The 20,225-nt window shown below is 58.6% G+C and carries 24 protein-coding genes and 1 pseudogene; 6 read left to right on the top strand and 19 right to left on the bottom strand.

Features of this window, described 5'->3' with window-relative positions; translation table 11 throughout:
- Positions 1 to 372, top strand: a pseudogene (gene cdc6, locus V6K60_RS11565) (ORC1-type DNA replication protein); the annotation flags it as partial.
- A 98-nt stretch (positions 373 to 470) separates the two neighbouring features.
- Here cdc6 and V6K60_RS11560 read toward each other — a convergent pair.
- From V6K60_RS11560 to V6K60_RS11525, 8 genes are all read right to left on the bottom strand, one after another.
- Positions 471 to 818 (bottom strand): HepT-like ribonuclease domain-containing protein, encoded by a 348-nt coding sequence (locus V6K60_RS11560; RefSeq protein ID WP_332450673.1) that lies wholly within the window; start codon positions 816 to 818, stop codon positions 471 to 473.
- Complete coding sequence (gene mntA / locus V6K60_RS11555; RefSeq protein ID WP_332450672.1) at positions 778 to 1,107, bottom strand: type VII toxin-antitoxin system MntA family adenylyltransferase antitoxin; 330 nt, start codon at positions 1,105 to 1,107, stop codon at positions 778 to 780. The genes V6K60_RS11560 and mntA overlap by 41 nt, the downstream gene beginning before the upstream one ends.
- Before the next feature lie 126 nt (positions 1,108 to 1,233).
- On the bottom strand, positions 1,234 to 1,449 hold the full coding sequence (locus V6K60_RS11550) for a hypothetical protein (RefSeq protein WP_332450671.1): 216 nt from the start codon (positions 1,447 to 1,449) through the stop codon (positions 1,234 to 1,236).
- A gap of 181 nt (positions 1,450 to 1,630) precedes the next feature.
- Positions 1,631 to 1,828, bottom strand: coding sequence for a hypothetical protein (locus tag V6K60_RS11545; protein ID WP_332450670.1), 198 nt, complete (start codon positions 1,826 to 1,828; stop codon positions 1,631 to 1,633).
- A 130-nt stretch (positions 1,829 to 1,958) separates the two neighbouring features.
- A complete protein-coding gene (locus V6K60_RS11540) occupies positions 1,959 to 2,135 on the bottom strand; it encodes a HepT-like ribonuclease domain-containing protein (RefSeq protein ID WP_332450669.1) in 177 nt (58 codons plus the stop codon).
- The gene (locus V6K60_RS11535) at positions 2,119 to 2,421 is read right to left on the bottom strand and encodes a nucleotidyltransferase family protein (protein WP_332450668.1); all 303 of its coding nucleotides are present in this window, start codon (positions 2,419 to 2,421) and stop codon (positions 2,119 to 2,121) included. Before V6K60_RS11535 ends, V6K60_RS11540 begins: the two co-directional genes overlap by 17 nt.
- 249 nt (positions 2,422 to 2,670) lie before the next feature.
- Positions 2,671 to 2,943, bottom strand: coding sequence for a hypothetical protein (locus V6K60_RS11530; RefSeq protein WP_332450667.1), 273 nt, complete (start codon positions 2,941 to 2,943; stop codon positions 2,671 to 2,673).
- A gap of 213 nt (positions 2,944 to 3,156) precedes the next feature.
- Positions 3,157 to 3,279 (bottom strand): hypothetical protein, encoded by a 123-nt coding sequence (locus V6K60_RS11525; RefSeq protein ID WP_332450666.1) that lies wholly within the window; start codon positions 3,277 to 3,279, stop codon positions 3,157 to 3,159.
- 120 nt (positions 3,280 to 3,399) lie between these two features.
- Here V6K60_RS11525 and V6K60_RS11520 point away from each other — a divergent pair, with 120 nt between their 5' ends.
- Positions 3,400 to 4,437 (top strand): hypothetical protein, encoded by a 1,038-nt coding sequence (locus V6K60_RS11520; RefSeq protein ID WP_332450665.1) that lies wholly within the window; start codon positions 3,400 to 3,402, stop codon positions 4,435 to 4,437.
- Positions 4,430 to 5,362 (top strand): hypothetical protein, encoded by a 933-nt coding sequence (locus tag V6K60_RS11515; RefSeq protein ID WP_332450664.1) that lies wholly within the window; start codon positions 4,430 to 4,432, stop codon positions 5,360 to 5,362. Before V6K60_RS11520 ends, V6K60_RS11515 begins: the two co-directional genes overlap by 8 nt.
- 115 nt (positions 5,363 to 5,477) lie before the next feature.
- Here V6K60_RS11515 and V6K60_RS11510 read toward each other — a convergent pair whose 3' ends face one another.
- The 9 genes from V6K60_RS11510 to V6K60_RS11470 form a co-directional block, all read right to left on the bottom strand.
- The gene (locus V6K60_RS11510) at positions 5,478 to 6,260 is read right to left on the bottom strand and encodes an HNH endonuclease (protein WP_332450663.1); all 783 of its coding nucleotides are present in this window, start codon (positions 6,258 to 6,260) and stop codon (positions 5,478 to 5,480) included.
- A complete protein-coding gene (locus tag V6K60_RS11505; RefSeq protein ID WP_332450662.1) occupies positions 6,257 to 6,493 on the bottom strand; it encodes a hypothetical protein in 237 nt (78 codons plus the stop codon). The genes V6K60_RS11510 and V6K60_RS11505 overlap by 4 nt, the downstream gene beginning before the upstream one ends.
- Before the next feature lie 12 nt (positions 6,494 to 6,505).
- The gene (locus V6K60_RS11500; protein WP_332450661.1) at positions 6,506 to 6,850 is read right to left on the bottom strand and encodes a HepT-like ribonuclease domain-containing protein; all 345 of its coding nucleotides are present in this window, start codon (positions 6,848 to 6,850) and stop codon (positions 6,506 to 6,508) included.
- Positions 6,834 to 7,136: a nucleotidyltransferase family protein gene (locus V6K60_RS11495; protein WP_332450676.1), complete on the bottom strand. Its 303-nt coding sequence runs from the start codon at positions 7,134 to 7,136 to the stop codon at positions 6,834 to 6,836. Before V6K60_RS11495 ends, V6K60_RS11500 begins: the two co-directional genes overlap by 17 nt.
- A gap of 523 nt (positions 7,137 to 7,659) precedes the next feature.
- On the bottom strand, positions 7,660 to 8,463 hold the full coding sequence (locus V6K60_RS11490) for a hypothetical protein (protein WP_332450660.1): 804 nt from the start codon (positions 8,461 to 8,463) through the stop codon (positions 7,660 to 7,662).
- The gene (locus V6K60_RS11485) at positions 8,460 to 11,609 is read right to left on the bottom strand and encodes an Eco57I restriction-modification methylase domain-containing protein (protein ID WP_332450659.1); all 3,150 of its coding nucleotides are present in this window, start codon (positions 11,607 to 11,609) and stop codon (positions 8,460 to 8,462) included. Before V6K60_RS11485 ends, V6K60_RS11490 begins: the two co-directional genes overlap by 4 nt.
- A gap of 116 nt (positions 11,610 to 11,725) precedes the next feature.
- Entirely contained in the window at positions 11,726 to 12,046 is a 321-nt protein-coding gene (locus V6K60_RS11480) for a hypothetical protein (RefSeq protein ID WP_332450658.1), read from the bottom strand.
- Between the two features lie 268 nt (positions 12,047 to 12,314).
- Entirely contained in the window at positions 12,315 to 14,021 is a 1,707-nt protein-coding gene (locus V6K60_RS11475) for a hypothetical protein (RefSeq protein ID WP_332450657.1), read from the bottom strand.
- 187 nt (positions 14,022 to 14,208) lie between these two features.
- On the bottom strand, positions 14,209 to 14,478 hold the full coding sequence (locus tag V6K60_RS11470) for a hypothetical protein (RefSeq protein ID WP_332450656.1): 270 nt from the start codon (positions 14,476 to 14,478) through the stop codon (positions 14,209 to 14,211).
- A gap of 212 nt (positions 14,479 to 14,690) precedes the next feature.
- Here V6K60_RS11470 and V6K60_RS11465 point away from each other — a divergent pair, with 212 nt between their 5' ends.
- From V6K60_RS11465 to arsB, 3 genes are read left to right on the top strand one after another with little or no spacing between them, the layout of a single operon-like run.
- A complete protein-coding gene (locus V6K60_RS11465; RefSeq protein ID WP_332450655.1) occupies positions 14,691 to 14,981 on the top strand; it encodes an ArsR/SmtB family transcription factor in 291 nt (96 codons plus the stop codon).
- Positions 14,978 to 17,830 carry a heavy metal translocating P-type ATPase gene (locus V6K60_RS11460; RefSeq protein WP_332450654.1) on the top strand — a complete coding sequence of 951 codons (2,853 nt, stop codon included), beginning with the start codon at positions 14,978 to 14,980 and terminating at the stop codon, positions 17,828 to 17,830. Before V6K60_RS11465 ends, V6K60_RS11460 begins: the two co-directional genes overlap by 4 nt.
- Before the next feature lie 29 nt (positions 17,831 to 17,859).
- Positions 17,860 to 18,945 carry an ACR3 family arsenite efflux transporter gene (gene arsB / locus V6K60_RS11455; RefSeq protein ID WP_332450653.1) on the top strand — a complete coding sequence of 362 codons (1,086 nt, stop codon included), beginning with the start codon at positions 17,860 to 17,862 and terminating at the stop codon, positions 18,943 to 18,945.
- A gap of 441 nt (positions 18,946 to 19,386) precedes the next feature.
- Here arsB and V6K60_RS11450 read toward each other — a convergent pair whose 3' ends face one another.
- Both V6K60_RS11450 and V6K60_RS11445 read right to left on the bottom strand, forming a co-directional pair.
- Positions 19,387 to 19,734, bottom strand: a complete 348-nt coding sequence (locus V6K60_RS11450) for a putative zinc-binding protein (RefSeq protein ID WP_332450652.1) — start codon at positions 19,732 to 19,734, stop codon at positions 19,387 to 19,389.
- Positions 19,735 to 20,139 (bottom strand): arsenate reductase ArsC, encoded by a 405-nt coding sequence (locus tag V6K60_RS11445; protein ID WP_332450651.1) that lies wholly within the window; start codon positions 20,137 to 20,139, stop codon positions 19,735 to 19,737.
- Positions 20,140 to 20,225: the final 86 nt, after the last annotated feature.

The following is a 20,225-nucleotide window of genomic DNA, read 5'->3' as shown; positions in this document are numbered from 1 at the left end:
GCGGAGTGCGCCGCCCGCACCGAGGTCGTCGAGGAGGATATCACGAGGGCCTACGAGCAGGCAAAGCACGTCCACCTCGCCTGCACCATCCGGGCGCTCTCTCTGGATGAGCGGCGGCTGCTCCGGCGGATCGCGGAGCTGTCGCAGGAGGAGGCCGGGCCGTTGGTCTCCGGCGCGATCTACGGCCGGGTGGAGGAGACACCGAAGGTCGGCTACACGGTCTTCTCCCGGCAACTGCGAAAGCTTGACTCGCTCCGATTGGTCGACCTGATCCGGGTGCAGGCCGGCGGGAGGACAAGCGAGGTTGCGTTGCGGTACGAGCCGGAGGAGGTGGTGCAGATCTGCGGGAGGGCGGGGACCGCCGGGGGATGAGGGGGGATTGCCTGCCGGCGATGTCCATGGCCCGGACAGCCCTGAGACTGAACCTTTGATGCAGTCGTCGGCCGGCGGGGTGGTGAGAAACAGCGTATCTAGCGTCCGGTTTCGTTAAGAATAGCCCTGATCCCCTGCTTGAGGACCGGGAGATCATCGCGCAGGGTCAGGAACACCGCTTCGTAATCCACACCGAAGTAATGGTGGACGATCTTATCCCGCATCCCCGCTGCCTCTCTCCAGGGGATCTCCGGGTGCCTTTCACGTAACTCCGGCGAGATCATCTTTGCCGCCTCGCCGATAATGGTCAGCATACGCTCGATCCCGGCACGCTCCAGCCGGCGGTTCCGGAGTTCCTCTGCAGATCCGATGCCTTCGGAGAACTCTTCGATGCTCAGTATGGCATCAAGGATGTGACGGAGATACGCGGGGTCCTCGGGCGTCATAGATCACCACGGCATCACGGTAGATGGCATCGGCAAGGTAGGGGCTCACGGCGTTCTCGGTGACGAGATCCACCTTCATGCACAGAGCACGGGCAAGCTCGTCCTCGATCCGGACAAGCGAAAAGAGGCTTTTGGGTCGGGAGAACCTGACCAGGATGTCGATGTCGCTCGCCGGGCCGGCGGATCCTCGCGCGTAGGAGCCGAAGATCGCGATCCACTCGGCATCGTTCCTGGTGAGTATCGCGACGATGGTCTCCCGTGCTGTCCTGGGTACTGTGTGTCCTGCCATTTCATCCAACCGTACCTGTATGCTGGTTGGTATGACGCTCACCCCGTATCAGTCTTTTGAGGGGCGAAGCGGTTCCCCGGGGGAGGGTTCGCTTCTCCGGGATCTTCCAGATCGGGATATCCACCACTACAACTCTTCAAGATCTTTCTCGGCCAGCTTCAGGATGTATTCCTCAGGAGCATGGAGTTTTGTCTTCTTTTCAGGGTGTTTCCTCAACCTGACCACCACGCTCTCTTCCCCGGGTTTCAGGGGATGGTCGAGCCGGGTTGTCAGGTCATCGATCAGCTTTCCGTCGACTTCTCCCGGCATTGCCCCCACTCCATGGATCACCACTACCGTCAAGGGAAAAATAAAGGTTCTTCGCTCCCGTGTGCAGGGATCGATAGCCTCAAGGATAGCCCCGGAACGAGAGGTTATACTCCCGGGACATACCGAACACTCCGGAGGATATGCGTTCCAAGAGCGGGCCGCCGCTTCACCGTCGAGAGATCCGGGAAAGGGAACGGTACAACGACATCGCCCTTCACAAATCTTTCCACGCCTCATCCTCCTCGGGCCGGAGCCAATCCTTCCGGAGCACGGGTTCGCTTGCGAGGGCGGTGTCGGGTGCGGCCTTCCGGCGCCGGGCCTTGAGGAACCGGATGAAATCGAGCACCTCGCCATAGGTCCGGGGCGGGAGGTCTTCGAGCTCGCTGATGATCTCCTCTTTTGTCTGGCTCATGGCAATTTCACCTCTGCGATATGATCCTCTGGTGCTTCAATCTACATATCTCTGTCTGAAGAGGGGGTGTTTACCGGGGCGATCTATCCCTGGCACTGAAGAGATCGAGTGGGGAGCTCCCGTCTCCCTCTCACTCCGGCGCAGGCATGGCGTCAACCGAAGGTGCTCGCCGGTGTTCCGGAATCACTCCATCCTGCACCAGGTCGTCTGCCAGGAACTCTTCGTAGCCCATTCCCCGGGTGTATCGCTCAATTCTCCCGATCGCCTCAAGGATATCACGGAGATAGAGGTTATACTCCCGGGACATATCGAACATTCCTGAGGATGTGCGGTGCGAGAGCCGGCTTTATGGCGTCGTGATCGACGAGGTCGACTCTCCTCCCGAAGAGATCTTCGAGGAAGAACTTGAGGTCCATGTAGGTGTCAAAGGAGCGCCCTCCTTCCTTAAACTCGATGAGGATATCGATATCACTCTCTTCGCGCTCTTCGCCCCGGGCAAACGACCCGAAGACCCCGATCCGCCGGACGCCGAGGCTCCTGATCCGTTCGCGGTGTTCCGCAAGCGTCCCGAGGATGCCGTCTGCCGTGAGCATACCGTATCGTACTCCTGTTACCCGCCGATCCGGATAACGCTTTTCCCTGTGATTGCCGGTTGCACGGGTGTCCCGGCAGGCTTTCGCCACCACGGGGTCGACATCTCTCCCGGCATGCTCCGCTCACGGCTCACCATCGAACCGGTAACAGTCCATCTGCGGAGTGGTTTTACCCGGCGAGCAGGCTGTCTCTGTGCCGGCAGAGGATCAGATCGGCCAGCGGGAGACGTGAGCCCATTATAAATAAGGTCAGGGAAAGATGAGGCAGATCTTTCCTTCGGAGATATCGATATAGGCAGGGAGTGGGTGCTCGTAGGTCGAGTCCTCGAACTGGATCTGCATGACGACTTCGTCGGGGATCTCCACGCGGTACTCCAGGCCGACCTTGAAGATCCGGACGGTAACATCTCCCGGGGCGCCGATGACGAGCAGGTGGTCCATCTCGATTGCAGCAGGATATTCTTTTTCCTCTAGACTGAGTCCCGCGTCGACCAAGTCCTCCTCGTATATCTCGAAATCCATGTCTATCTACTCCGGATCGTACTCTCGCTCCAACATCGTATGTTGCGCTCCAGCGCATTACCTCTCCGGCCGCCCTGATTTATAGATACTGCTGTGGGGGTGCATATTTCAGATTTATCGGATATCATCGTGCTTCTCCGCATAGCAACTTCGGAACAGAATCCCTTCCATACGACACAGTTGTCGAGCGCGTCCCTGGTAAGGACGGGGTCTTCACGCGTTGCCCCCCTCCACCATCTTCACCTCGTCCTCCGTCAGCCCATACAACTCATACACCTGCCTATCGTTCCCCAGTTCTATCCTGTCGATAGGAGCACCTATGGTGACTTGAGGCATTCTAGTACTTCCAGCTGTCGTCAAATACATGTGATGGCAGTCCATATGGTTGACCCAGAGGCCAGTTGAAGTTATTAGAAACTTTTTTCATTATGTTCTTCGTACTGTTGAACAGTCAATATGGGACGCATCCAGACACTTCAGGGCCTGAAGGAGATGCTACAGGCGGGGTTCGAGGATAATGAGGCGATTTTGGCACGATATGGCCAGACGCGCCTCACGCAGCTCAAGGCCTACCTGCTGGAGACCAACTACCCGCTCGACGAAGTTGGCTGTCCTCTTGGAGCCTGGAGCAGTCTCGACGCCGACGGCTGGTATGTCAACCGCGGGTCTCCGTCGCCCAATACCCTCTTTCTGGATACAACCCGCGAGCGTGTCTGGATACTGTATACCCTACTTGATGCGACAGAGGCGGATGCAGTCACCGATGGCTGGGTCAAGCACATAAAGGGTCTTGACAGGTGCTGGTTGTCCCGGAGCCATCTCCTCCACTACGACGTCAAAGAACCGTGGCAACAGCGGGGTCTTGGCCTGAAGTTCTCCGATGGTCTGGCATCGGATGACGAAGCAGGACGTTTCAGCCTGAAGGCATGGTATGGGGCGACGGAGAAGATACCCGGCCTCGCGGAAGTGCTGAATACGGCGAAGGAGAGTTTCGCGATATACAGCACGCGCTGGCAGAAACTCAAGGAAGGCTCGGTGACGCTGGCTGTAGAGTGGTACAGTAATGGAAAGGTGACCATCAACAGGGCGACCGATGTTGATGAGGTTATGCTCTCGATCTCTGATATGGCGAATCTCTATGAGGATGCGCTTGCTGAGGCAACAGGCCTGAGGGATGACGGCCTGGGCGCCTTTGAGTTGAACTTCACCCAGAATATTGACCTTGAGGCGTTTTCCAAGACCGTGGCGATGGGGCGGGGAAGGATGAACCTCTGGCTCATCGAAACCGAGACAGAGCCGGATTTCAGGCGCTTTAAGGGTGTGGATTTACATACCTGGGACAGGGTTTTCCTGGATGTCGGGTCCGACTTTGCGTACCTGACGATCCCGGGTAAGGGGTGTGTCAACGCTGCACCCCGGATAGCAACGATTCAGGGTGAGGATAACGCTGGCAGGACTTCTATCTTCTTTGACGGAGTGGAAGTCTTTGGCTGATCTGGATAGAAGGATTGTCCTCTGGCGCAACACGATCGCTCTCTTTCATGAACGAAACCGGCCACGGTTTATTGGGCCGTTCCGGAAGGCCGGGTATGCCTATCGGGTTGAGACGGCCCTGTCGATACGCCGGACCGGGGAGGAGAGGAGCCCTGATATCGTCGCAAGCAGCCCCTCGGGGTGGTTGGTCATCGAGTTGACCTGCAACGATCACTCCAAGGCGGATAAGCTGGATTCCTACAGAAAGATCGATCCGAGGAATCTGGGCCTATACGGCCTGCAGATCCATCAGAGCATGCCGGACACTATCTGCAGCAGGTTGTCGGAGGTTGACGACGGTGAGCACAGCCAGATAATCGTTAAGGATACCGTTGTCGTCAAAAAGGCGGATCTCCTGAGCGATGAGGCGCTCAGGCTTGCTCTTCTGGATTTCTCCGGAACCGATCTGACCCGGCTGCCGACCATTCCGATCAGTCTGCTGCCGGAGTCTAAGAACCACGAAGTCAGGAGGGGTTTGGTCGCCATTGTGATGCAGATCTTCCAGCCGGGCAGTAAGGGGAAGACGGCGTACCAGATGGTGGAAGAGGGGCTGGATAAACTATCTGATATGGTCGGTGCCGGCCATAAGACTGCAATGAAGAGGAGGGTGGAGAAGGAGATGGAAGTCCTGATGAATCATCACCTGAAAGGCTATCTTGAACTGAAGGGTGATGGTTCATACGTCCCTACCGGCAGGTTCAGGGAGCACCCGAAGACCCTTGAGCGGATTTCATCAGCGCTGCAGGAATGGGCGTATACAACGCAGCAATGTATAGATCCGTCTGATCCCGGTGTTATCGAGTGTGACGGGCGGGGGAGTGAGGACGGTTACACCCCGAAAGACGATGACCTGTCAACTTCTGATCCGGAGTCCTTCAGACGCTGACTCCGGGTGCGGGATTTAACCTGCAGGAGGGGTGGGTTACAGGAGGCACCACGCGATAAGCCCAACCTGAGGCGATCAACCAGTTGTACGGGCGTTTTTGACCTGATTTTCGCGCTCACGGGGGCGTAGAAGAAGGTAATTGAGACGCCGGATCGCTGCCGGACCCGATCATTGCTTTTACCTCACCGATTGTGAAGGGCTCTCTCTTACTCTTACTATGGATTATAAGATGGCAGTTCGGGCATACAGGGCGTAGATCTCGTACAGGGTCGATCTTGTACTCCTGTCGTATTTCAGAGAGAGGTATGAGATGGTGCACGTGGATTTTATTCTGTCCTATTTGCCCGTATACCTTCTCAAAATCAAAACCACAAACGGCACATCGATAGCCATAGTGTTCTATACATTTGGTTCGTGCCCTCCCGTCCCGCTCGTAACGGTTTACAACGATTTTACTCACGGCGCCTTCGAATAGATCGGCGTTATCCTGAACGGTCATCTCTCCAGGATAAACGATCTCCGGGTCGTCCTGATCGAAAACTCGTTTATACGCCTCCACAAGTTCAGATCGCATGATCCAGGAGCCCGTGCCGTTCCTTTCATCGTAGCCCAAAAAGGGAACATGCCACCACCGAATTGATCCATCTTCTCGTATAGGGGGCTGGACTCCTGTTCTGGCAATCACACGTTTACTGAATCGAGGAATTTGTGAGTTCAGCGTCACGTGATGAGAGAGGTTTAGTTTTAACGCAATCTCTTTTGCATGCATCTCGTGATTTCTGCTCTCATATATGAACTTGAGAACCTCCAGATCCTCTTTCCGGGTGACTTCGCTATCTGTGAGCAACTCAGCCCAGACTTCAGCGCTTATCTCAATCGGATCATCATAAAATCTCACACAACCCCCTCCACAACCGCGATCTCCTCCTCCGTCAGCCCATACAACTCATACACCAGCCTATCGATCTGCCGGTCGGTCGCGTCGATCATCCCGGCGAGCACCTCCTTCTCGTGCGGGGCCTTCGCCGCCGCGAGGTGCTTATTTAGGTCGAGCATCTTCTCGACGAGGGCGACCATGCGATCGTGGTGGGCGACGTCGGTGGAGCAAGCCGTTTTCGAGCCCCAAACCACGCCAGAGGGTGATCAGGCGGCCTCGCCATCAAGCATCTGCCTGACTGCAACCTGGAGTTCCGGGATCTTGTTCCTGACGACGTCCCACACGATCTCGTTATGGATCCCGAAGTATGCGTGAATGAGGATGTCTCGCATCCCTGCAATCTTTCTCCACGAAATATCGGCATGTTCGCATTTCAGCGGTTCGGGGATGAGTTTCACGGCCTCACCGATGACCATGAGGTTCCGGATCACGCCGTCCTGCACCAGATCGTTTGCCAGAAACTCCTCGTAGTCCATTCCCCGGGTATACCGCTCGATTCTCCCGATGGCCTCAAGGATATCGCGGAGATAGAGGTTATACTCCCGGGACATATCGAACACTCCGGAGGATGTGCGGCGCGAGAGCCGGTTTTATGGCGTCACGATCGACGAGGTCGACTTTCCTTCCGAAGAGATCTTCGAGGAAGAACTTGAGATCCATATAGGTGTCAAAGGTACGGCCCCCTTCCTCGAACTCGATGAGGATATCGATGTCGCTCTCTTCACGCTCTTCGCCCCGGGCAAACGACCCGAAGACCCCGATCCGCCGGACGCCAAGACTCCTGATCCGTTCGCGGTGTTCTGCCAGCGCACCGAGGATGCCATCAGCCGTGAGCATGCCTATCATACTCCTGTTACCCGCCCATCAGGATAACGCTTTTCCCCCGGGTCGCCGGCCGCAGGGTTGTGGCGGCAGGCATTTACTATCCCGGCGAGCACCTCATTCTCGTGCGGGGCCCTCGCCCCGCAAGGCGCCTGTTCAGGTCGAGCATCTTCTCGACGAGAGCGACCATGCAGTCATGGTGGGCGGCGTCTGCAAGGTGGGGGCCGTCAGAGGTCCCGGACAGGAAGAGAAGATCAGGCAGACGCCACGGCCGGAGGGAATGTGGTCTGCCGGTTGAGGGTCCAAATGAATAGTTTTCTCCACGGTACAAATATAACCGAGTTATTGAGCATCTACGTATGGTTTGGATTGCGTACGCTCGGTGTTCTGTGGCTGGGGGACTCACTTCTAGTGCAGTGCAGTCCGGCGAGGTCATGCCACGACGCGAGTCGGAGATGTAAAAGAGGTGTGGAATAGATAGACTATTTTTACCAACATGGCTTTCCGTTGTTGTATGGAGATAAAATACGAGGCTACTTCATGATAATAGGAGGATTAACTTCTTTAATCGCTCAATCAACTCTCTGACTTCGTCGCTTGTGATATCGCTTGCATGATCACACTTATCCCTGATGCTGGCAAGGTGCTGGATGTTTTTGAGTTGTGTAATATCAATACGATCGTTCTCATACAGTCTTTGAGCTAGAGGTTCGATGGTATCCCTCTTTTGGTATTCAAGGTTATACCTGTCACACAATGTTTTCAGCTGCTGTTCGAGTGCAACCCCTGCAAGGGCCCCTGCCGCACGAGGGTGACCCACTTTATGCAGGTAGTCGGCCTCATCGATTTCCCGATCGATAAACTCTGCTGATATGATTTTTCGGAGGGTCGTTTGCTTAACCGCAATTATATCTGGTACAGAGAGAAGTATACTCCTTTGCATCTCGAAAAGCCGCCAAAACTTATCGATAATACTAGACCTGTCACCTGACCATTGTGGCTTTTCGAACTTAATGTAATCAATAACGCCATAAGTTTCCATCTTATTACTGGAATAGGATTGGCTAAATTCATCGATTCTTTCGGGGATGTACTCCTTGACTAATTGATGAGCAACTGAGTACCATCGTTGATATTTCCGTAATATGTCTCGCTGCTTTTGCCGGTTTCCATCGGATAATTTACCCCATTCAAATTTTGGAGCAAAAAAGATCACGCCTGAAGGATCGGGCGTGTGAATCAATGCCGCTGTTTGAAGCAATTCTATTTCATTCTCTTCAATTTCATCTGCAATAGTCTCCAGTTCGTTTATCTTTCGCCTGATCACTTCGATATCCTTCATTCCTTTGTCCCCTCCACAACCGCGATCTCCTCCTCCGTCAGCCCGTACAACTCATACACCAGCCTATCGATCTGCCGGTCGGTCGCGTCGATCATCCCGGCGAGCACCTCCTTCTCGTGCGGGGCCTTCGCCGCCGCGAGGCGCCTGTTCAGGTCGAGCATCTGCTCCACGAGGGCGACCATGCGGTCGTGGCGGGCAACGTCAGCGGGGTTGGCGGGGTCGATGGTGCGGATGGGGATCTGCTCAATGTATTGGGTCATGTAATGTGCGTAGCCTGAATTCAGGAAAGTACAAACTTTCTTGTAATACCAGAAGAGGAGTTGCGAGTTAAGAAGCCCCAGTAGATAGTAGTCCGAAAACTCACTGTCATTCGGGATAATTCCATATCCAGTTTTGAAAAAGTATCCTTCTGTGTCGTACGAATAGGCGGCTTTATTATCATAAAATGGGCAAACGATTTTATTCCTCTGGAAGAGCGTCATACTCTTTGGATACCCATAGGCATACCAGTTATCACCCTTGAACCTGCCTTTCTCCCTTTCTGCTAACATTTTCTTATGCTTGGATAGATACTCGAATGTAGAGGGGTATTTCTCTACCAACTCATTTTTAGGCAGTAGCCTAAAGTTGTCCTCCGTAATTTCATAGGGGCAAATTACGGAGATGTTCGACTCCGGATGAACGTACCGGCGAATCTGTCTCCCTTTTAGGAACCGCTTTATGCAACCGCGTTCAACGGACACTTCTTCCTGCGATGCTTTTGACATACCCTTGACAAAATTGCCCTCGACACGGCAATTCGTCAAGACGAAGACATCTTCTGCACTCGTTTGAGTACCCACAAAAACGTGTGCGATATGACCTAACTTCCTCTCGAACCTCTCCAATTTCTCAAATAAGGCCGCGTCATCACCCAGGACAAAATTCCAATCTGAAATAGTGACGGCGCTTTTAGGGAGAGTGTCGTTCGGGCTTCGGATTTCTTTTTTCCACTCGTTGAGATCGTCAACTTTCTGATATCGGAAAGAGGCGTTCTTCGCTTTAGAGAGGAAGAGCAAGCACGTATAGGTCGTTGCTCCCTTAAACACTTGTTGATATCCAAAATGTGTGACCTCTGCTAGATGCTCCCCAGTTGCTATGAGTTCTCGTAACGGTTCCCCATACTTTGCCGTGAAAAACTTGTGAGGAAGAATGAACCCTAACTGCCCCTGGTCGTTCAGTAGATCAAGCCCTTTCTCAACAAAAACAACGTAGATATCGTAATTGCCTTTCCGAGCCGTTTTGTAAAGGCGCTTATATACTTCTACCTCAACTGGCGCCCACTCTTTCATCGCCTGAAGTCGCACATACGGCGGGTTCCCGATCACCGCGTCGAACCCGCCCGCCTGCATGACGGCCGGGAACGCCCGGTTCCAGTCGAAGGCATTGATCCGGAAGATCGTCTCCTCGTCGTCGAGGGTCACCTGCACGTCGTTGTAGATGTCGGGGCCGACGAGCGAGTTCCCGCACTTGATGTTCTCGTGGAGCGAGGGGAGCACCCGCTCGCCCGCGATCGTAAGCTGCTTCCCGATCCGCTCGGACTTCTCGCCCTCCAGCACCTTCAGGAGCAGCGAGAGTTTCGTCACCTCCACCGCCTGCGGGTCGATGTCCACACCGTAGATGTTGTTTAAGAGGATCCGTTTCTTCTCCTCCGTCGTCAGCCGCCAGTCGGTCTCGGTCACCTGGTAGACCGGGAGGATGTACTCGTCCCCCCGCTTCTTCCTCCCGCGGCCGCTTTTTGCCGGCGCAGGTTTTACTGGCAGGAGTTCCAGCACCGCCGGGTCGGTCATCTTCTTCCCGCCCGCAAGCAGCGGCACCAGGTTATCCATGTACCACGCGAGGTGCCAGTCGAGGAGATACTGGTAGGCGCCGAGGAGGAACGACCCCGAGCCGCAGGCCGGGTCGAGGACGTGGAGGCCGGCGACCGCCTTCGGGTCCTTCCCCCCGACCAGGTTCCCGACGGTCTGCTCCACGATATACTCTACGATGTAGGTCGGCGTGTAGAAGACCCCGCCCGCCTTCTTCACCTCCGGCTTCTCCTCGACCTTCGCCTGGTGCCCGGCCGTCAGGCGGATGACCTTCCCCAGGAACTGCTCGTAGACCTGCCCGAGGACATCCGCCGGGAAGACCGAGAACTCATACGGCGAGTCCGGGTAGTAGAGGTGGCCGATGATCTGCTTGAGCACCTTGTCGTCGATCGAGAGGGAGAGCGTCAGGTTGTCCGGGTCCTCCCGGCCGGTCTCCGTGGAGAAGTGGAACAGCCCGGAGTTGTATCGGTCGTCGGCATACCGGAAGACCCCCTTCAACTGCTCGTAGATATCCTTCCCGGCGGCGATCCGCTTCAACTGGCCGTACTCCTCGATTCCGCGGTCCTCGCAGATCCGGAGGAAGATGATCCGGTCGATCGTCTTCTGCACCGCCGCGTTCAGTTCCCGGATGGAGAGATCCCTGTTCCGGAGCGCGATGTTCTTTGCGAGGATCTCCCGCCACCCCTCGATCTCCGCGAGGAACGCATCGTCGATGCCGGCGGTGCCCTTCCCGCCCTTCTTCAGTTTCAGGCTCTCGACGTAGTCGTCATACCCGCCGGTCAGGATGCCGTGCTTGGAGAAGATCGCCGCGATCTCGTCCCACTTCTCGATGTAATCGGTGTACCGGTAGTAGCCGATCCTCTTCGCTGATGCCTTGTCCGCCGGGGAAGGTTTCGCCGTGCAGTCGTAGACAATGAACTCTTCGAAGTCCGTGAGCAGGCTGACCGGGAGCTTCGCGCTCCAGGCATACCGGCGCACCTGGTAGGCGGGCTCCGGGTTCTCCTTGAGGTTCACGGCGGGCTTCTTCGCCTCGACGAAGAACTTCCGCATGCCGCCGATCCGAAACGAGTAGTCCGGCGCTTTGGTGGACGCCTCCACCCTGACGGTATCCTCGTGGATCACGTCCTTGTAGCGCTCGTCAAGCCCCGACCGGTTGTTCACGTCCCAGCCGAGGGCCTCGAAGAAGGGATCGATGAACTCCTTTCGGACCTGGAACTCGTTATAGGACGGAGACGTGTATTTCGTATAGTACTGGTCGAACCGCTTGACCAGATCGACTATTTCGGGAGGGGCAGGCATGACAATCAATGGAATATGGAAAAGAGGCGGGCATTAGTCTTTCTATTTACTCGTGCAGCCCGGAGGCGCGGGATATGGATTCTGCTTTCAGCCGTTGGCCGAATGCTCCGCCCTCCTCACGGGACCGCCCCTTTCCGGGAGTTCCTCCCCTCCGGCAGCGGGGGAAGATCGGTCTTTACCGACCACCCGGGGTGCAACGCCGCCTCCGTATAGGCGCAGTCGGCGATCCAGTAAAGGTCCCGCTCATCCTTCATCCGGTCGGCGAGCATCGACCACGGGCCGGGCCGGATCCTATCCCGTAACGCCCGGTATACCCCGCCGGGGCTGCCGTGGATCTCGCAGTCGATCCTCTCGGGAGCGTGGGGGTCGTCGCCCTCGCCCCGGATGACGATCGCGGCACCCTCTCGTGCGAGGGTTATCGTCCAGTGCGCTACCATATCACATCCATAAAAGACGATACCCGGCTCACTGCTCGGCAATCCGGTGCCCATATGATTCGGCTCCGGAACGTCGAAAATCCCTCCGTCCGGCGTTCATCGCTCATCCTCAATGGGTTCTTCTTATCGTTCATTCATCGTTCATTCATCGCTGTGGGCAGCCACGTCATATGTTGCTCGATTCCCTGAAGAAAAGCGCGTAAGAGCGCTCTGGATCAGGATCTTCGATCACCGGATGTTCCTGGGATGCGCTCCCAAAAAAAGGTGGTTATGAGCGTCTGCGCAGGACATATCCCGCGAGCGCTATTCCGGCAAACACTGCTGCCCATGGGAACGGAGCAACCATGGCATCAGGCTTCACGTTGCCGGAGGGGGCAGCGTCATATACAAGGGTCAGCGTCGTGATACCATCGATCGCCTTCTCTTTCGGGACTGCCTCTCCGCGCAGCGCGAGGGGCCAGATATCACTGTCAATGCCAAAGGTGTGGTTGTCCGCCTGGTTGACCACGAGATAGTCTCTGTTTCTCATGATCTCGCTGGAAGTGAAGGATATTGTATCACCGTCTGCATTCCCCAGAATGACCGTGTAGGCATCATTCCTCGCAAGGGTCACATTGTATGCCTTATTGTCGACAAGATTCTCGTCATGCTGGCATGCATCATCCACCCAGCCCACCAGCATATAGAGAGGCATCCCTTTCCAGACATGCCCGTCGCCGTCTGTATAGGTCATCGCATGGCCGTGTGCCCGTTCGCCGCAGGCAAGGCCCTGTTCAAACTCCTTTTTTGAGATCGACGTGGTGAGGTATCCGGAGAGGTTCAGTGCCCAGTCCGCCTGTTCACGGGTGTAGATCTCCAATTTCTCAACATTCCGGACGGCAAGTCCTGCTGCGGACGGATATGAGGTCCCTGCACACCAATAGTGCCGCCAGTACCCCGGGTCGGTGCATTCCTTCATATCCTGGTTGCCGAAGACATGGTCGGGGGAGAGGAAGAAGAGCGCGGGGCCGCCGGTATATTCAGGGGCAAATCCCTCTTTTTTGGTCTCCCATGCAAGAATTGCCGTACCCTGTTTCTCTTTTGGTGTGTAGATGTTTTCGTACATAAGTTCGACGACATACCCGTCTGTCGAGGTCATCCGCAGTTCTTCTCCCTCCTGCATACCGCCCACGAGGTCACAGAGGTCGGAGATGGCGGTGCCCCTGGGAGCTTCCCGGACCTTTTCGAGGTTCTTGTCTTCTGTGGGGTTCCAGAGATCGGCGGTGTCGAAGGTCGGGCCCTGGAATGAGTAGGTGGTCACGCCGTCGCCATGGACGGGCAGGTGGTCTCTCATCCACCTGCAGTCAATGGTAGTGGCGTTCAGCACGTTCCCGCCCTCTTCATCATACCGGATGACCATGAGATTCACCGCATCTTCCGCCTCTCCCGTAATCGCAGCACCGGTGAGGGTGATGTCCATGATGTTCCCGATACCCATGCCGGGGGGTACGTCCTCACCGACAAGGATGAGAGGTGCGATCTTGATATCCCCATCCTGTTTCGGCAGGAGCCCGCCGTTCACCGAGTCGGCGACACAGAACCCGGTGTCGGTCAGGTCTGACGGGGAGAATATGCGGTCGTGCCAGTCGGTCGCCCGGATGATGATGCTGTAGCCTTCAGCGGCGCGGGTGGCATTGAAGGTCGCAGGGTCCGCGTCGTCCACCATGCCAATGAGCAGTTTGAGGGGGACGCCGGTATAGATACTACCATCAGGCGCGGTATAGGTGATGCCGTCTCCGGCTTTGATCTCCCGGAACGCATCCGCGGAGACCGTCTCTTCCCCGACACCCTTGAGGGTAAGCGTCCATGACGCTGTCGTGCTGTCGGCGGTGCTCTCCGCTGTCACAATCCCGGTTGCACCGGAGAGGAGAAAGAGTGCCACCATGAGGTAGGTGAAGGGCGCCCTCTCCTGCTGGTATTCTGCTTTTGGTATCATATTGTTCGCTATAGCATACAGAAGCCCTTCATAAATGGCAATCGAAGAGATCCCGTGTTAACCTCTTTTGATTTACACCTCTTCTCCCGTCACTTTCTGCCGTATACGTTCCATCCATAGGCGAATTCTGTCACCACATCCGGTGTCTGCCCCGCCTCGCCTCGTGTCTGTCCCATCCAGGGTGGGATCAGGCTCCCTCCTCCGCCAGACGTTCCTCAACCCAGGCCTGGACGATCGGCTTGATCTCCCGACCGGGGAGGCGCTTCTCCCGGGCGAGGCCGCGGAGGTAATCATCGAGTTCCCCGAGGACTTCACAGACGACCGCATCGACCTCGTCGGTCGTCGCCCGTTCGATCCCCCGGGCGGCCAGTCTCGCGTTGTAGAGGTCCAGGAGGCGGTCCTCTGCCTCCGCGATATCGAGCACCTGCTTGAAGGAGAGCGTCACGGTAAGCGGCATACAGGGAGGTGTAGAGGCTTCTCCAGTGTTATCCGTTCCTGTTTGCTCCCGAAGAGGGCACTCAGCCCCCGGGGCTCATGCCCATAGACTGAGAGAGGCAAATGTGAGGGGTCTGGGGTCGGAGGGGGGCGGGTTTGAGCCCGCGTCTGGGAAGCAGCGGATCCCGGTCGATACAATCATATTCATATATTCGAATATACCAATACACAAGTATGCAGGGGAAGATAAAGCTGTTAAAAGCTCTCGGCGACGAGACGCGGATAAAGATCGTCCAGTGCCTGATGGACGGTGAGCGGTGTGCGTGTACCCTCGTGCCGGCCGTCGGAAAGGCACAGCCGACGGTCTCGCAGCATCTCCGGGTCCTCGAGGAGGCCGGGGTCCTGGAGTCGCGCAGGGAAGGCGTCAATATCTGGTATCGGATCCGGTCGCCTGAAGCCATCCGGATCCTGGAGATCCTCGAGATCCCGAAGATCGAGATCCCGACCTCTCTGGAGGATCCATGACCGAGACGGTCACCCTGCAGATTCACGGGATGGACTGCACCTGCAACGCCGACCTGCTCGCCCGAAAGCTCGACGCGCTTGCCGGCGTCCAGGACCACGAGATCACGCCGGTCACCGGCCAGGCCCGGGTCCGCTACGATCCCGCGGTCGTCAATGTCCAGGATATCATCCGCACCGTCGCGGAGACGGGGATGACGGCCTCGCAGGTGCGAAGTGAGGGGCGGAAGAGCACCTGGTGGCGTGAGCCGCAACAGCTCGCCCTCTACGGGAGTTTCATCACCGCGGTGATCGCCTTCATCGCGGGATACTTCGGGACGTCGCTCACCATCGTGAACGGACTCTATCTGCTCGCCGTGCTGATCGGCGTCTACTACCCGGCACGAAAGGCGCTGATCGCGCTCAAGAACCTGACGCCGACGATCCACCTGCTCATGCTGATCGGCGCGGGCGGCGCGATGGCGCTCGGCCTCTGGGGGGAGGCCGCGGTCCTGATCATCGTCTACTCCCTTGGCGACGTCCTCGAATCCTACGCCGTGGATAAAGCCCGGGGTGCCATCCGGTCGCTGATGGCGCTGGTGCCCAAGGAGGCGCTGGTCAGAAAAGACGGACGCGAGATGGTCTGTGCGGTCGAAACAATCAACGTCGGCGAGACCGTGATCGTCCGTCCAGGCGAGCGGGTACCGGTCGACGGCACGGTCGTCACGGGGTCGTCGTACGTCGACCAGGCCGCGGTCACGGGTGAACCCGTTCCCGTGCACCGCGGCCCCGGCGAGGACGTCTTCGCCGGGACGATCAACCAGAACGGGGCGCTCGAGGTCCGGGTCACGAAGCCCGCATCCGAGACGATGCTCTCCCGGATCATCCTCTCGGTCGAGGAGGCGCAGGCGAAGCGGACGTCGTACCAGCGGTTCTCGGACTCCTTTGCGAAGTGGTACACGCCGGCCATGTTCATCCTCGGCGTGCTGGTCGCCACCGTGCCGCCGCTCTTCTTCGGCGCCGAGTGGTACCCGTTCGTCTATCGCGGGCTCGTCGTCTTCGTGGTCTCATGCTCCTGCGGCCTCGCCCTCTCCGTGCCCGTCGCGGTGGTGGGCGCGATGGCGAACGCCGCGAAGCAGGGGACGGTCTTCAAGGGCGGTGTCTACCTTGAGACCATCGACACGGTGAAGGCGATCGCGTTCGACAAAACCGGGACCCTGACCATCGGGCGGCCCGCGGTCACGGGCGTCGTGACCTTCGGCGATCTCACCGAGGACGAGCTGCTCGACCTCGCCGGCTGTATCGAGTCGCGGTCGGGCCACCCGCTTGCGGCCGCAATTGTGAGGAAGGCCCGCGAGAGCGGGACCTTCTCGGGCCGGCCGGCCGAGCAGTTCGAGGAGGTTGCCGGGCGCGGAGTCGCGGCCACCGTCGAAGGTCAGGCCTGCCGCATCGGCAGCCCCCGCGCCATGCTCGAGCAGGGTATCGAGATCGGCCACGCAGAAGAGATCATCGCCCGGCTCGAGAGCGAGGGGCAGACCGTGGTCCTGGTCAGCCGCGACGGGACGCTCGTCGGTCTGGTCGCGATCGCCGATGAGGTGCGAACCGGCGCGGTCGAGGCCTTGCAGCGGTTACGGCGCGCCGGTGTCCGGACCGTGATGCTGACCGGGGACAACGAACGAAGTGCGCAAGCCATCGCGCGCCGTGTCGGTGTGGATGAATACCGGGCGCAGCTCCTGCCGACGGATAAGGTCGACGCGGTGCGGCGCCTGAAAGAGGAGTACGGTGCGGTGGCCATGGTCGGCGACGGCATCAACGACGCACCGGCCATGGCCGCCGCGGACATCGGCATCGCGATGGGCGCAGCGGGCACGGACATCGCGATCGAGGCCGGCGACGTGGTGCTGATGTCCGACGACCTCGGCAAGCTCGCGTATCTGCGCGAACTCTCGCACCGGACCGTCACCACGATCAGGCAGAACATTGCGGTCTCGCTCATCAACGTCGCGTTCATGGTCGTCGCGGCCCTGCTCGGCTACCTCGGGCTGGTCACGGGCCTGCTCTTAAACGAGGCGAGCGCGGTCTTCGTGATCCTGAATGCCCTGCGGCTGCTGTCGTGGCGGAGCGATGCCGAACCCGGGGTTCCCGCCGCTGCCGGAGGAACGGCTCCCGCCATTCCGGCTGCAGCAGAACCGGCACCCGTTGTGAGGTGCTGTTCCTGTGCCGAGCCTGCCGGCGGTGCGCTGCCCGTTCCCGCAACGACGGGAAGTTGTGGCTGCTCATGCGGAGAACCGCAGATTCCCGTCGCTGCAGCAGAACCGGCACCCGTTGTGGAGTGCTGTTCCTGCGCCGAGCCTGCCGGCGGTGCACTGTCCGTTCCCGCAACGGCGGGAAGCGGTGGCTGCTCGTGCGGAGAACCGCAAATTCCCGTCGCTGCCGGGACGGCCGGCGCATGCTGTCCCGGCGTGGAACACGCCGATGCGGTACCGACCTCCGCAGGAGCCGGGTGTTCCTGTGGTGAGGCGCCGACCACGATCCCTGTCGAGACGGAAGGTGCCTGTTATTGTGGAGAGGCTGCTGGCTGTTGTGGAGGACCTGCCGGCGAAGCGTTGCCTCCAGCCCCCACCCCGGACAACGGAGCCGGAGCGTCTGGTCCTGTGACCGCGACGTTCCGGCTCGAAGGGCTCGGCTGCGCCTGTGCAGGGCAGATGGTCGAGAAACGGATGAAAGCCCTGACGGGAGTGACCGGCTTCACCCTGAACCCGATCACGAACCAGCTGAAGGTCACCTATGACCCGGCAGCCGTCTCTCTCGATGATATCGTGACTGCGGCGAAGAAGGCGGGTGCGACCGCGGTTCTTCTGGCCCGGGGCTGATACATTCCCGAACTCTACGGAGAACAACCATGGCTGAAACCACGAAACGGCTCTCATTCCTCGATCGCTACCTGACTCTCTGGATCTTCCTCGCGATGGCGATCGGGATCGCCATCGGCTACTTCTTCCCCTCGGTCCCGCAGGTGATCACCGGCTTTTCGGTCGGCACGACCTCGATCCCGATCGCCATCGGGCTGATCCTGATGATGTACCCGCCGCTCGCGAAGGTCCGCTACGAGGAACTCGGCAAGGTCTTCCGCGACCGAAAGGTGCTGGGCTTATCGCTCTTCCAGAACTGGGCTGTCGGGCCCGTGCTGATGTTCGCCCTCGCGGTCCTCTTCCTCGCCGACCGCCCCGAACTGATGTACGGCCTGATCCTCGTCGGCCTTGCGCGCTGTATCGCGATGGTGATCGTCTGGAACGATCTTGCCGGCGGCAGCTGCGACTACTGCGCTGCGGTGGTGGGCCTGAACTCCGTCTTCCAGGTCTTCTTCTACTCGGTCTACGCCTACATCTTCATCACGGTCCTTCCGCCGCTGCTCGGCGTCGGCGCCGGTACGGCCGTCGCCATCACGATCGGCGAGATCGCGGTCTCGGTCTTCATCTACCTCGGCATCCCCTTCATCGCCGGCGCCCTGACCCGGTTCACGCTCCTGCGTTCGAAAGGGCGCGAGTGGTACGAGACCCGGTTCATCCCGCGTATCTCTCCGCTCACCCTCGTCGCCCTGCTCTTCACGATCATCGTGATGTTCAGCCTCAAGGGCGAGTACATCATCCAGGTCCCGCTCGACGTGGTCCAGGTCGCGGTCCCGCTCCTGCTCTACTTCCTGATCATGTTCCTCATGTCGTTCTGGATGAGCCACCGGCTCAACGTCGACTACCCGCGTTCGGCAACCCTTGCCTTCACGGCAGCGTCGAACAACTTTGAACTCGCCATCGCCGTCGCCATAGCGGTCTTCGGGATCGGCTCGCAGGTCGCGTTCGCGACCGTGATCGGCCCGCTCGTCGAGGTTCCGGTCCTGATCGGGCTCGTGAACGTCGCGCTCTGGATCAAGAAGAGATGGTATGCCGATGAGCCCCCCGCGACGTGTGCCGTCGACCAGGGGGTCGTATGAAGGCATTCGCTTCGTCTGTACGCACAACGCGGCCCGCTCACAGGTGGCCGAGGGGCACCTGCGGGCGTGGTATGAGGCATTCAGCGCCGGCACCCGGGTGTGGCATATCGCGAGGAGGATGTCAATGCCCCACGAGCTCGAAGCAGCTCAAGAACGAGTGCTCTCGTCTAGGTGGGAGTCCGAGCCTGCTTCAGGTTATACCATCCTTTTCCGAGCAGTACAAGCCCGATGACAATAAAAAAGCCGGAATGGATGCCATAAACCCAGGTCTCAAACCCGGAATCGCCATAGAGTAAACTCTGCCAGAAGAACGGGCACACCAGCCCGAGGAGCGCGAACCCTGCGCCGACTTTCATCTGGCTTTTTACCTGTCGTTCGCTGGAGGGCATGGGCATCTTTCCGCTTATGATGATGTATTCGGGTGAACTGAGAAGCCGCCGTTCATCCTCTGATCGCTTCCAGCACGGCAGTTGACAGGCACTCGATCTCGTCGAACCGGGGCTCCGCCATCCCGTTCTTCTCGATGCCGCAGTCCGTGGCAACAATATGCAGGTGCGGCTCGACCCCGAGCGCCCGCACCTTCTTCATCCCGCAACAGTCGCCGCACCCGTCCAGAACCAGGATGCGGTCGGCGTTGCGAAGGGCTCTCTCCAGCGACTCCGTCGGCCGGGTGGCCGCGATGCACGCCTCGATCCTCCCGCCAGAGCGGCCCATGAGCGCCGTCCCGGCCTGGGCGGTCAGTTTCCCGGTGTTCGAGAGCCCGGAACAGGTGATGATGGTGAATGCCATCTAGACTGCCCCGAACGTCGTATCGATCCAGCCGGTGATCGCGTCCCGGATGCCCCGGACACCGGCCATGATCTCCTCATCGGTGCCGGTGAGCTTCGACGGGTCCGGGAATTCCTGGTGTATCTCCTTCTTTGCCCAGGGGAAGAGGGGGCAGACCCCTCCTTCGCAGACGGCGACCAGGCAGTCCATCTCCTGTTCATCGAACTCACCGAGATCTTTTGCACGATGGCCGGAGATGTCGATCCCGATCTCGGCCATGGCCCTGACCGCATGGGGGTTCAGGGTCCCCGGTGCGGTGCCGGCCGAGAAGGCCGCGTAACGGTCGCCGTAGCGGGCGTTCAGGTAACCCTCCGCCATCTGGGAACGGGCGGCGTTGTGGGTGCAGACGAAGAGGACCTTCTTCATATTCGATCATCATGAGACTTCAACCACCATGAGGCCTCCCCCTCGCCGGCAGGTCCCGGCATCCCGCATCCATCCGGCGGAGGCGA

The sequence above is a fragment of the Methanoculleus sp. genome, assembly GCF_036677455.1.
In the GTDB taxonomy this organism is placed as follows: Archaea; Halobacteriota; Methanomicrobia; order Methanomicrobiales; family Methanoculleaceae; genus Methanoculleus.
Note: the sequence above shows the minus strand (reverse complement) of the source record. Positions and strands in the feature narration are given on the sequence as shown.

Coding starts and splice junctions, on each gene's coding strand:
- arsB (WP_332450653.1), top strand. CDS start 17,860: ATGGCTGAAACCACGAAACGGCTCTCATTCCTCGATCGCTACCTGACT.
- V6K60_RS11450 (WP_332450652.1), bottom strand. CDS start 19,734: ATGGCATTCACCATCATCACCTGTTCCGGGCTCTCGAACACCGGGAAA.
- V6K60_RS11445 (WP_332450651.1), bottom strand. CDS start 20,139: ATGAAGAAGGTCCTCTTCGTCTGCACCCACAACGCCGCCCGTTCCCAG.
- V6K60_RS11535 (WP_332450668.1), bottom strand. CDS start 2,421: ATGCTCACGGCAGACGGCATCCTCGGGACGCTTGCGGAACACCGCGAA.
- mntA (WP_332450672.1), bottom strand. CDS start 1,107: ATGGCAGGACACACAGTACCCAGGACAGCACGGGAGACCATCGTCGCG.
- V6K60_RS11500 (WP_332450661.1), bottom strand. CDS start 6,850: ATGTCCCGGGAGTATAACCTCTATCTCCGCGATATCCTTGAGGCCATC.
- V6K60_RS11475 (WP_332450657.1), bottom strand. CDS start 14,021: ATGATACCAAAAGCAGAATACCAGCAGGAGAGGGCGCCCTTCACCTAC.
- V6K60_RS11485 (WP_332450659.1), bottom strand. CDS start 11,609: ATGCCTGCCCCTCCCGAAATAGTCGATCTGGTCAAGCGGTTCGACCAG.
- V6K60_RS11560 (WP_332450673.1), bottom strand. CDS start 818: ATGACGCCCGAGGACCCCGCGTATCTCCGTCACATCCTTGATGCCATA.
- V6K60_RS11495 (WP_332450676.1), bottom strand. CDS start 7,136: ATGCTCACGGCTGATGGCATCCTCGGTGCGCTGGCAGAACACCGCGAA.
- V6K60_RS11480 (WP_332450658.1), bottom strand. CDS start 12,046: ATGGTAGCGCACTGGACGATAACCCTCGCACGAGAGGGTGCCGCGATC.
- V6K60_RS11530 (WP_332450667.1), bottom strand. CDS start 2,943: ATGGATTTCGAGATATACGAGGAGGACTTGGTCGACGCGGGACTCAGT.
- V6K60_RS11525 (WP_332450666.1), bottom strand. CDS start 3,279: ATGCCTCAAGTCACCATAGGTGCTCCTATCGACAGGATAGAACTGGGG.
- V6K60_RS11545 (WP_332450670.1), bottom strand. CDS start 1,828: ATGAGCCAGACAAAAGAGGAGATCATCAGCGAGCTCGAAGACCTCCCG.
- V6K60_RS11520 (WP_332450665.1), top strand. CDS start 3,400: ATGGGACGCATCCAGACACTTCAGGGCCTGAAGGAGATGCTACAGGCG.
- V6K60_RS11490 (WP_332450660.1), bottom strand. CDS start 8,463: ATGAAGGATATCGAAGTGATCAGGCGAAAGATAAACGAACTGGAGACT.
- V6K60_RS11465 (WP_332450655.1), top strand. CDS start 14,691: ATGCAGGGGAAGATAAAGCTGTTAAAAGCTCTCGGCGACGAGACGCGG.
- V6K60_RS11470 (WP_332450656.1), bottom strand. CDS start 14,478: ATGCCGCTTACCGTGACGCTCTCCTTCAAGCAGGTGCTCGATATCGCG.
- V6K60_RS11540 (WP_332450669.1), bottom strand. CDS start 2,135: ATGTCCCGGGAGTATAACCTCTATCTCCGTGATATCCTTGAGGCGATC.
- V6K60_RS11460 (WP_332450654.1), top strand. CDS start 14,978: ATGACCGAGACGGTCACCCTGCAGATTCACGGGATGGACTGCACCTGC.